7 protein-coding genes and 1 tRNA gene are annotated in these 9,075 nt (G+C 64.0%); all 8 read right to left on the bottom strand.

Annotated features, from left to right (window positions below):
* Positions 1-245: 245 nt before the first annotated feature.
* Entirely contained in the window at positions 246-1,679 is a 1,434-nt protein-coding gene (gene pyk, locus ACFMO5_RS07555; protein WP_376792143.1) for a pyruvate kinase, read from the bottom strand.
* Positions 1,680-1,840: 161 nt separating this feature from the next.
* Complete coding sequence (locus ACFMO5_RS07550; RefSeq protein ID WP_376792142.1) at positions 1,841-2,974, bottom strand: beta-ketoacyl-ACP synthase III; 1,134 nt, start codon at positions 2,972-2,974, stop codon at positions 1,841-1,843.
* A 143-nt stretch (positions 2,975-3,117) separates the two neighbouring features.
* A complete protein-coding gene (gene fabF, locus ACFMO5_RS07545) occupies positions 3,118-4,365 on the bottom strand; it encodes a beta-ketoacyl-ACP synthase II (RefSeq protein ID WP_376792141.1) in 1,248 nt (415 codons plus the stop codon).
* Positions 4,366-4,689: 324 nt separating this feature from the next.
* The gene (locus ACFMO5_RS07540) at positions 4,690-5,547 is read right to left on the bottom strand and encodes a hypothetical protein (protein WP_376792140.1); all 858 of its coding nucleotides are present in this window, start codon (positions 5,545-5,547) and stop codon (positions 4,690-4,692) included.
* A gap of 270 nt (positions 5,548-5,817) precedes the next feature.
* A tRNA-Thr gene (locus ACFMO5_RS07535) sits at positions 5,818-5,890 on the bottom strand.
* A gap of 303 nt (positions 5,891-6,193) precedes the next feature.
* Positions 6,194-7,306, bottom strand: coding sequence for an ABC transporter ATP-binding protein (locus ACFMO5_RS07530; RefSeq protein ID WP_376792139.1), 1,113 nt, complete (start codon positions 7,304-7,306; stop codon positions 6,194-6,196).
* A gap of 102 nt (positions 7,307-7,408) precedes the next feature.
* Positions 7,409-8,077: a molybdate ABC transporter permease subunit gene (modB, locus tag ACFMO5_RS07525; protein ID WP_376792138.1), complete on the bottom strand. Its 669-nt coding sequence runs from the start codon at positions 8,075-8,077 to the stop codon at positions 7,409-7,411.
* A gap of 3 nt (positions 8,078-8,080) precedes the next feature.
* Positions 8,081-8,881 carry a molybdate ABC transporter substrate-binding protein gene (gene modA, locus ACFMO5_RS07520; protein WP_376792137.1) on the bottom strand — a complete coding sequence of 267 codons (801 nt, stop codon included), beginning with the start codon at positions 8,879-8,881 and terminating at the stop codon, positions 8,081-8,083.
* Between the last annotated feature and the right edge of the window lie 194 nt (positions 8,882-9,075).

Below are 9,075 nucleotides of genomic sequence, written 5' to 3'. Positions count from 1 at the left end.
CGGGCCGCCTTCGGCGGCCCGCACCCCATGAGGAAACCCCTTGGGTGAAAGGGGCGATGCCCTCGGCGTGAATTGCTTGGGAAATATCCAAAACTGGGGGGCCGTTGACCCTCCGACCAGTTCATTGTCTGGGATGTACTGTAGGGGAGGCAGATGGTCCCCTTTCCCCACACTCCAAAGGGCTGCGGGAGAATCTTCGGGGATCACAAAACCTCACCGAAGCGTATCGCGCAGGATTCCGGGAGTTATTGCCTCAAACCCGAATCGATCCGATGCACCTTTAACAGGTTGGTATGGCCCGGGCGTCCGAAGGGGACACCGGCGGTGATCACAATGAGATCCCCGGGCCGGGCCAAGCCGCTTTGAAGAGCCGCCTGGGTAGCCGCTTCCAGCATCTCGTCGGTGTTGCGCACGGCCGGCATCAGGGTCGGTTGCACCCCCCACACCAGGGCGAGGCGCCGCAAGGTCGCCGGAACCGGGGTGACGGCGAGGATCGGGACCGGAGGGCGATGGCGGGCGATCATGCGGGCGGTGTAGCCGGACATGGTCGAGGTGACGATCGCTCGGGCGCCGATCCGTTCAGCGATCTCCACGGTCGCGCGACTGATCGCCTCGGTAACGCCCGCCGATTCTCCAATTAAATCCAGCCATTGCTGATGGGGCATAGCTTCCTCAGCAATCCGCGCGATCCGGGCCATCATCTGCACGGCTTCCACCGGATAGGTCCCCGTCGCCGTCTCCGCCGACAGCATCACCGCGTCGGTCCCATCCAGGATGGCGTTGGCCACATCGCTGGCCTCCGCCCGGGTCGGGCGGGGATGGCTTACCATGGAGTTGAGCATCTGGGTAGCGGTGATCACCGGCTTGCCCGCCTGATTGCATAAGCGAATGATCCGCTTCTGATGGATCGGTACTTCCTCTGGAGGGATCTCCACCCCCAGGTCCCCCCGAGCGACCATCACCGCATCCGCTGCCTCCAGGATCGCTTCGAAGTTCTCCAGCGCCTCCCGCTTCTCGATCTTGGCAACGATCGGGATCGCAGCCCCCAAATCCTGCAGTAGAACCCGCAGTTGACGCACATCCTCCGCGGTGCGCACGAAAGAGAGCGCTAAGTAATCCAGCCCCTGCTCCACCGCAAACCGCATATCCAAGCGATCCTTCTCCGTAAGGGCAGGCAATGTGAGGGGCAGACCTGGGGCATTGATCCCCTTGTGAGAGCTCAACGTCCCTCCCCGCACCACGCGGCAGACCATGTCCCTCCCGTTCGCCTCCTCCACCCGGAACTCCAGCAACCCATCGTCCAACAGGAGGGTCTGGCCCGGCCGGACCATGGCGATCAGCTCCGGATGGGGGAGATGAACCTCCTGGGGGCTGCCCGGGACGGGCCGGGTGGTGAGGATGATCCGCTGGCCTGGAGCGATCGAGATGTATCCGCCCTCAATGACACCGACCCGCCAACGCGGGCCCTGCAGGTCGCCCAGGAGAGCGACGATGGCGCCTTCCTCCTGGGCCACTTGGCGCACCAAGGCGATCCGGCGGGCGTGAGCCGCGTGGTCCCCATGGGAGAAATTGATCCGGGCCACGCTCATCCCCGCCCGGATCATCGCCCGCAAGATCTCCGGATGATCCGTGGAGGGTCCCAGGGTGCAGACAATCTTCGTGCGCGGTCGCGGATCCATCTCTTCACCCCTGACGTGAATGCCCGGAGGGTGGGCGGAGAAGCCTCTCCCTCCAACCACGACATCTACGGGGCGAAGCATAGCCCAGGCGACGTCCTGGGCCAAGCGGGCCCATCGACTTCCCGCCGGCAGCAGAGGAGGGGGTCAGAGCTCGGGAGCGCTCACTCCCCTTCCTGTCGGAGGATACGGCTCAACCAGGCATCGAAGCGGCGCCAGAGGCGCATCAGGCGCGAGTGGAGCTGCGCCGGCAGGTAAAGTGTGATCCGGACCAGCCGCTCCAGCCAAATGGGCCGCGGGCGAGCGCGCGGGACACCCCACTGGACCACGGCGGCGGCCCAGGTCAGCCCGGCGCCGAACGCCACCATCGCCACCCGATCCCCCGGTTTCAGGCGCCCCTGCTGGGCCGCCTCGCACAGCGCGATGGGGATGCTGGCAGAGGAGGTGTTTCCGTAGCGATCGATGTTCACAAAGAAGCGTTCCATCGGCAACCCCAGCCCCCTGGCGGCGGCCTCGATGATGCGGATGTTGGCCTGGTGAGGGATGATCAAGTCGATATCCTCCAGGCGCAGGCCGGCCTGAGCGACCACCTCCCGGGTGGCCTTCTCCATCACCCGGGTCGCGAACCGGAAGACCTCACGGCCGTTCATCCGGACGAAGTGGCAACCATCCCGCACCACCGCTTCGGAGATCGGAAGCCGGCTGCCGCCTGCGGGGAGAATCAAGAGCTCCCCTCCAGAGCCGTCGGCTCGAATCAGCGAAGCCAGCACCCCACCCGGCGCCTCGCTCCCCTGCAACACCACCGCCCCTGCCCCGTCCCCGAACAGCACGCATGTGTTGCGATCCCGCCAGTTCACAATGCGGGAGAGGGTCTCCGCTCCGATCACCAGGGCAGTTTGATGGGTCCCAGCGCGGATCGCGGCCGCCGCCATATGCAGCCCGTAGATGAACCCGGAGCATCCAGCGAGGAGATCAAAAGCGCCGGCTTTCGAAGCCCCTAAGGCATCCTGAACCAGACAAGCGGTGGCGGGGAACAGATGTTCTGGGGTCACCGTGGCCACCAGAATCAAATCGATATCACGGGGGGAGACTCCCGCCACCGTCAGGGCCTCCTCTGCGGCCATAATAGACAGGGTTGCCGTGGTCTCCTGAGGGCCGGCCACCCGCCGCTCCCGAATCCCTGTGCGCGTCACAATCCACTCATCGGATGTTTCAACGAACTGCGCCATCTCGCGGTTCGTCACCACCCGCTGGGGAACGGCCATCCCCCAGCCCACAATGTGCGCGTAACGCGCCATACAATTAACCTCCACCTTTGTTTCTGGGCTATGCAACAGGGAAAACAGACGGCCCCTAGCCCCCAAATCCTCAGGGCAACGGCCTAGAAGCGGGTCCCGTCGTATCCAACAATCAAATCCGGAAGAAGCAGTAGCTCCTAAGGCTATAGGGCGCCGTCTTCATATCGCCGGAAGATCACACAGGCGTTGTGACCGCCGAAACCGAAAGAGTTCGACATCGCAACCCGCACCGGCTTGCGCCGCGCGACGTTCGGTACATAATCCAGGTCGCACTCGGGATCGGGATGCTCATAATTGATCGTAGGAGGGATGATCCCATCGGTGATGGACCGGATGCAGACAATGGCCTCCACTGCGCCGGCTGCCCCCAGCAAATGCCCGATCATCGACTTCGTAGAGGAGATCGGCACATCATAGGCCGCTTCGCCGAAGACTGCCTTGATGGCTTGGGTCTCGCTTTTATCATTGAGCGGCGTGCTCGTCCCGTGGGCGTTGATGTAATCCACATCCCGAGGCGAGAGGCCCGCATCCGCCAGGGCCCGGCGCATCGCCAGCGCGGCCCCTTCCCCGTTCTCCAGCGGGGCGGTGATGTGATAGGCGTCCGCCGAGGCCCCATAGCCCACCACCTCGGCATAGATCCGCGCGCCCCGGGCCTGCGCATGCTCCAGCCGTTCCAGCACGAGGATCCCCGCCCCCTCCCCCATCACGAAGCCATCCCGGGTTCGATCGAAGGGCCGCGAGGCGCGCTCCGGTTCCTCGTTCCGCGTCGAGATGGCCCCCATCACGTTGAAGGCCGCGATCGAAATGGGCAAGATCGCCGCCTCAGCCCCGCCGGCGATGACCACATCGGCGTCCCCGCGACGGATGAGATTCATCGCCTCCCCGATCGCGTTCGTCCCGCTGGCGCACGCCGTGACCACCGCCATGTTCGGGCCCCGGAATCCGTAGGCGATGGCGATCATACCCGGAGCGGTGTCCGCCAACATCATCGGCACCATGAACGGGCTGACGCGATCCGGCCCTCGGGTCATCAAGGTTTCCACCCCTTGAACCAGTGCCCCGATCCCCCCGATCCCGGTCCCCAGGACCACCCCCACGCGCTCCCGATCCACATGGGCGGGGTCCAGCCGCGCGTCCCGGAGCGCCTGCTGGGTGGCTGCCAGGGCGAACTGAGCGTAACGATCCATCCGACGGGCTTCCTTGCGCCCAAACCAGGCCTCGGGATCGAACTCTCGAACCTCGGCGGCGATCCGAGTTTTCATCGCTGAGGCATCGAACAAGGTGATCGGCCCAACCCCCGATCGACCGGCCACCACGTTCTGCCAAAAGGTTTCGACATCGTTCCCCAAGGGCGTGATCGCCCCCATCCCGGTGATCACCACACGCACCATCTTCTTCCCCTCCTGAGAGCTCCGGAACCCAGATACTCTGTTGCTTGGGCTGCCGAGGGCAACGCTCCAACCCCCGAAGATCCCCTAAGGCCTATAAGATCTCAAAAATGAGTTCAAAATTAAAACACCTCTCCCCTTGCTTTGTTACATGATGCAGCTCTCGGCGCCTAGCAACGGAGACGTGAGATAAGACGCTTCGTGCTTTGCGGCGGGAGTGCTCCTCATAATCTGCTGTGGGGAAGAGAGATCGAACCGCTCCTTAACGCATCGGGGCGAACGTAGACACGCCGGCGATCCGGACTGAAGACATAGGGCATGGGCTGGTCATGGGCCGTCGCCCGCGCGCCATGCCCTCCGCATCCAGCAGCCTGTCTTTCGGAGCTGCGTCCCTCCCATCAGCGATATCCCGATCAGGGCCATCCCCAGGCTGAGGGCACGCTGGAAGAAGGCCGGGAGCGCGAAAAGGGTCAACCGGTAAACCGGGCGCGCGGTGAAGCGCAGGACGTAGCCCCCTAGGAGGGCCCGCTCGACCGTCTGGCCATCCGCCATCCGGGTCAATTCCTCCTGCCAAATCACCGTTCCTGTTCCTTCCTCGAAAAGGGTTACGAATCGCCCATCCTTCACCCGAAGGATCCAGTGGGCCTCGGGGATCGCCGCGAAAGCTTCCCCCTCTGGGGAGGGATGCAACAACAATTGGGAAGCCGGCGGGGCGTCCAACGCGGCTTGCAGGGAAAGCGGACCCGAAGGGCCCCTTGCTTCCAGCTCCAGCACGGAATGGCTACGCCGGGCAATCCCCCCATATGGCCCTAAGAGAAACGGAAGGTTCGCACGGAACACGGTCCGCCCGATCAGATCCCCCTGCCGCCAGATGGAGAGGCTGTTCTCCTCCAGGGCCAGCCAGAACCCTTCCACCGATCGCCCCTCCCCCGGGGCCAAAACGAAGGAACGCGGCGGAGGAAGATAGCGCCCCAGGCTGCCCGCCAGCACGGCGGAAAACAGTAGGGCAAAGCTGAGCGCCGCCATCGTCCGTCGGGCCCGGCCCGCCTCAATCGCATGAACCAGGAAGCTCCAGCCCAGCGCCGCCCAGAGCAGCCGCCAGCCAGGCGTTGCGCTCAGGGACCACAGACCCAGGCGATCCAGCGGATCGAAGAGGGGGCCGAAGCGGAGACGAGCGCGAGCCACCCAGCTCCAGTAAGCAGGATCTCCCGGGGATGGCGCCTGAGAGGCCAGGATCATCCAGAGGAACCCCAGGCCTAACAAAAGACCCGGGATCGCGACTCCCCAGGGGCTGGCCAGCAATATCCACCCTCTAGCTGGAAGCCCAGTCAACCAAACTCCCAGGCGGAAAGGCGCAGAGGCTCCGAAACCTGGAGAAGCGTCCGGTGCGTTCCGTAGGATGGGGATCCCCTTGAATGAAAGATTCCCGAACATGAAGCGGTGGAAAATCAATAGAGCCACCTGCGGGATTCGAACCCGCGACCCCCCGCTTACGAGGCGGGTGCTCTTCCGGCTGAGCTAAGGTGGCCTATTGCTTTTACCTCGTCAAGTAATTATAACGGGGATCCTGAAGGCCGGCAACCGCCATCAGGCAGGCCAGGGCCTTTCAAAGTTCTAACAAAGATGGCATAACAAGAAGCAGGATCTTGCCGATGGCTAGAACGTTGAAAAGCCCTGGGCAGGCCTTGTGCCTGCTCGACGAGGGGCATCCGTATCATAATGTGGGGTACCCACAAGGGGCGCTCCTACATGGTAGGATCGGGCAGTCCGCATTCGCCAGGCCCTCGGATCATCCACATCGTTCGAGAAGACTACCCGTTGCATCCTCGGGTTAAGACTCCTCCGGGATCAGATGGATGGACTCCGGGTGAACGGCGATGGTCCAGAAGCGGGTCCGATCCAAGCCCAGCCGTTCGTAAATGTAAGGCGGGACCTCGATCTCCAGATCGTAATCCCGCTCGGGCGTTAACCGAGGGCCTTGGAGCCGGAAGAAGAGCACCCACGCCAGGCCATAGTCGATCTCCCCAACGATCTCTCCTTCGAACAGGTTCTCGCGATCCGGAGGGGGCGGGCGATCAGGCCGGACGAAGGCGATGTGCTCGGCGCGAAGGCAGAGCAGAACGTTCGCCCCCACGGGGAGCGAGGGGATCGATGGGTTAGGACGGGCTCGCAGCTCCCGCTCCCCTACCTGCAGGCGCAGGCCTCCGGGATCCGCCGCCCGCACCTGGCCGCGCAGGAGGTTGCGAACCCCAACCAGATGGGCCACCTCCAATCGGGCCGGGCGATGGAGTACGTCTTTCGGGGGGCCCACCTGGAGAAGCCGCCCCTTCTCCAGAACGGCGATCCGGTCGGCCAGAAAGGCCGCTTCGGCGAGACTGTGGGTGACGAAAAGAACCGGGATGCCCAGCTGGCGCTGAAGCCTCTGGATCAAACGCTGCAGCTCCGAACGGGTGGGCGCATCCAAGGCGGAAAGCGGCTCGTCCAGAAGGAGGACATCCGGCTGGATGGCGAGGGCTCGCGCCAGGGCGACCCGTTGCTGTTGCCCACCGGAAAGCTGATGCGGCCGCCGCTCCGCCAGATCCGCCAGGCCGACCTGATCCAGCCACTCCATCACCCGACGACGGATCTCCTCCGCTCGGCCCCGGAGACCGTAGGCCACGTTCTCAAAGACCGTGAGATGGGGGAAAAGGGCATACCCCTGGGGCACATAACCCACCCGTCGGGCCTGGGGGGGCAGATTCACCCCGGACCGGGAATCGAACACCACGCGGCCGTTGAGAACGATGCGGCCGGAGGAGGGGCGAAAGAGCCCGGCGACGGCCCGCAGGGTCAGGCTCTTGCCAGCCCCCGATCGACCGAACAACACCATCAACTCCGATCGGACCGTCAGGTTGAGCTCAAGATCGAAACCTGGCCAGGTATGGGCGATCTCCAGTTCCAGCATGGGTTCCGACTTTGTAATGGGTTTTCTCGTGGGATTTGTTGGGGCGAGCCGGGCGCCTTCGGCCCCCGGCCCGCCCCAGAAATATTTCTTCATCCCCCTCCCCTACGGCCCTTTGCTCAACAAATACTGGCGGCCCAATCGCTGGACCGCCCCCAAGGCGAGGATCCCGAAAATCGAGAGGGCGGCAACCAACATCCCCGCCCGTTGGGGATCATTTGCCTGAACCGCATCATACACCGCGATCGCCAAGGTCTGCGTTCGACCCGGGATGTTGCCGGCGACCATCAGGGTGGCGCCGAAATCCCCCAGCGCTCGGGCGAAGGTCATGATCGTGCCCGCCAGGATGCCCCGCCACGCCAGCGGAAGGGTGATCGTCCAGAACACCCCCCATTCGGATCGGCCTAACGTCCGGGCGACCTGTTCAAGCTCGGGATCCACACCCTCGAACGCCGCCCGACAGGATTGGACCATCAGGGGGAACGAGGAGACCGCCGCAGCGACCACTGCGCCTCGCCATGTGAAGACCAGCGGGAGTCCTAACGCCTCCAGGGCCTGACCGATGGGGCTGGATCGACCCAGCGCCACCAACAGATAATAGCCCAAGACGGTAGGGGGAAGGATCAGGGGGATCATCACGAGGCTCCCCAGCAGATCCCGGCCAGGGAACGATTTGCGGGCGAGGATCCATCCCATGACGATCCCCAGCACCAAATTGATCCCCGTGGCCATGCTGGCCACTCGGGCAGAAAGAAAAAATGGGAACCAATCCACGGATCATCCTCCTGGGGATTCGAATCCATATCGGCGCAAGATCGCCTGACCCTCTGGGCTTAGGATAAACGCCACGAAATCTCGGGCGATGGACTCCTGGGACGTTCGACGGAGCACAGCAAGGCCCTGATCGATGGGCTGGTGCCATTCCTGAGGGATCAGCACCCAGGGCATATCCCCAGATTGCACAAGCGCCAACGCCACCAGGCCCGCGTCCGCCTGGCCGGTTTGAACGAACTGAAAGGTTTGAAGGATGTTCTCACCGAACACGATCTTCGGCTGCAGCGCCTCCCAGAGCCCCACGTGCTCCAGGGCCTGTCGAGCCGCCCGGCCATAAGGCGCATGATCCGGGTTCGCGATGGCCACGTAGCGGATAGACGGGTCCTGCAAATCCGAGAGGGAACGAGGGGGTTTCGGGAGCCGTGGCGAGGCGACCAGGACGAGACGCCCTCGGGCGTAGCGCTGCTCGGTCCCGGGCAAGGTGTGACCACCCCGGCGGAGCCGCTCGATGTATCCCCAATCCGCGGAGAGAAAGAGATCGAAGGGCGCGCCGTTCTCGATTTGCTGGGTCAGCTGTCCGCTGGAACCATAGCTTACGGTGATCCGGACCCCTGTCCGATCCCGATAGACCCGCACCAACTCCTCCATCGCGATCCGGAGATCGGCAGCCGCCGCCACCGTGAGCTCCCCCCGGTTCGGGTTCCCTTCGCTGTGTGGGGTGCCTCCCACCTCACGAGAAAAGCGCTGACAGGCCACCAGGACCAGACCGGCGAGCAGGATCACACCTCCCCGGATCACCCGCATCGGTTTCCTCCCTTTTCCCACTCAGTGAAGTTCATCGTCGTAGCCACTCCGAGGGGTAACGATCAGATCACTGCTTCCACGTTGACCAGGAATGCTGCCGTTGCTTTCCTTGGGAGGGTTTGGGGATGAGCGGGCGCTTTTGGCACCCAGCTCGCCCTCCAATCATCCCCTCTCCCCGCGGCCCGAAGGGAGAT

This window comes from Thermoflexus sp. (assembly GCF_042408365.1).
GTDB lineage: Bacteria > Chloroflexota > Anaerolineae > Thermoflexales > Thermoflexaceae > Thermoflexus.
Note: the sequence above shows the minus strand (reverse complement) of the source record. Positions and strands in the feature narration are given on the sequence as shown.